This window comes from Nonomuraea sp. KM90, from assembly GCF_052246675.1.
Classification (GTDB): domain Bacteria; phylum Actinomycetota; class Actinomycetes; order Streptosporangiales; family Streptosporangiaceae; genus Nonomuraea.
This window is the reverse complement of the sequence record NZ_JBQQCB010000350.1, coordinates 1-1,518: the sequence shown is the minus strand read 5'-3', so window position 1 is coordinate 1,518 and position 1,518 is coordinate 1. Positions and strand designations below refer to the sequence as shown.

1 protein-coding gene and 1 pseudogene are annotated in these 1,518 nt (G+C 68.3%); one reads left to right on the top strand and one right to left on the bottom strand.

What is annotated here, in order from left to right:
- The first annotated feature begins 352 nt into the window (after nt 1–352).
- Nucleotides 353–1,207: an STAS domain-containing protein gene (locus ACTWPW_RS64135; RefSeq protein WP_443175031.1), complete on the top strand. Its 855-nt coding sequence runs from the start codon at nt 353–355 to the stop codon at nt 1,205–1,207.
- A gap of 42 nt (nt 1,208–1,249) precedes the next feature.
- Here ACTWPW_RS64135 and ACTWPW_RS64130 read toward each other — a convergent pair.
- Nucleotides 1,250–1,518, bottom strand: a pseudogene (locus tag ACTWPW_RS64130) (ATP-dependent Clp protease ATP-binding subunit ClpC); the annotation flags it as partial.

Below are 1,518 nucleotides of genomic sequence, written 5' to 3'. Positions count from 1 at the left end.
GCCGCCCATCCGAGCGCCTCGGGCGGCACACTACGGCACACCGAGCGAACGAACAGGATGATCAGGCGGAAACCTCCGCCACACCGAACCCATTACTCAGGACGATCAAGGCGTGAGTCATCGAGGTCAATCAGGCCGAGCGCCAAAATGGCTCGGTGATGAGCGGAAGCCAACCTTACGCTCCGGACGTTTTCTAAACCCATTGCCGCATTTTGCTTTCCGGGGAAATGTCATTTCATACCCCGGGATTATCCTGGAGTTACCGAGGATATTTCGAGCGTTGGCTTTCAGGTCGGCGTCGCCCCCGGCGATAGACGATGGGCCCTGGAAGGGGCCGGGCAGGCCAACGATCATGAATGTTCTGACGAATCCCGCGCCGCTGAGCGCCGTTGGTGCACCGCCCACGACCGACTCCCAGGTGCGCCTCTGGCTGGATCCTCTAGTTGACCGGCAGGGTGCCAGGGACGGGGTGTGGTGGCCGTACTCCTGCGACGCCGCCGCCGAGTTGCCGGGTCTCATCGCCGCGGTCGACCAGCGGTTGGGCCAGGTCGTGCTGCGCATCGGCCTGGATGCCGACACCTGGGCCGACATCCCTTACCGTGTTCCCGCCCGGGGCAGGCAGGTCGCGGTGGAGTGCCTGCGCGCGGCCGATGCTCATCTGGTCGTCCTGGCCTTCGCCGACGCCGAGCCCGTCACGCTGCTGGTGGTGCCGCCCTGCATCGGAGCCGCGCACGCGCACGACGCGTACGCGCCCGCCGAACCGGCCACCGGCACGCCCGAGGCCGACGCCTTCGCCGACTGGGAGAACGAGCGTGAACACCACATCGGGGTGGACTCGCCGCTCGATCAGCCGGAACCCGCATCCCTGCACCGATCCGAGAGCCGCACGATCGTCATCGACGCTTACCCGCTCGGCACAGCCGACCGGTCGAGGCCGACCACCGTCGGGCTGTCCGGCGAGATCGACATCTCCACCAGCCCGGCGCTGCGGTCGCGCCTGGAGGACGTCCTGAAGTCCAGCACGCCGCTGCTCGTCCTGAACCTGTCCGCGGTGTCCTTCTGCGACGCCTCCGGCTTGGGCGTCATCGTGAACATGCAGCGGCACGCCCGGCTCATGGGCATCACCGTGGCGCTGGCGGAACCCCGCCCGTTCATGACCAGGCTGCTGCACATCACCGGCCTGGACCGCAGCCTGCCCATGGTGTAGCCGGGTTTCCCGGGGGACGCCTGATCGTGCGCGGCGCCCGTCTCAGGCGGGCGCCGCCACGCCCTGACGCAGGTCGCTGGGCGCGCTCTCGCTGGTGAAGACGAACCCGAGGCCGTCGACCGTGACCTTGGCGATCTGACCCGGCCGGAGGTCACCGTAGAGGATCTTCTCCGACAGCGAGTCCTCCAGCTCGCGCTGGATGGTCCGGCGCAGCGGCCGGGCGCCCATGACGGGGTCGTAACCCCGGTCGGCCAGCAGCTGCTTGGCCTCGGGCGAGACCTCGAGCCCCATGTCGCGGTCCTTCAGCCTGG

Excerpts from the sequence above, each read along its gene's own strand:
- ACTWPW_RS64135 (WP_443175031.1), top strand. The coding sequence starts at position 353 with ATGAATGTTCTGACGAATCCCGCGCCGCTGAGCGCCGTTGGTGCACCG.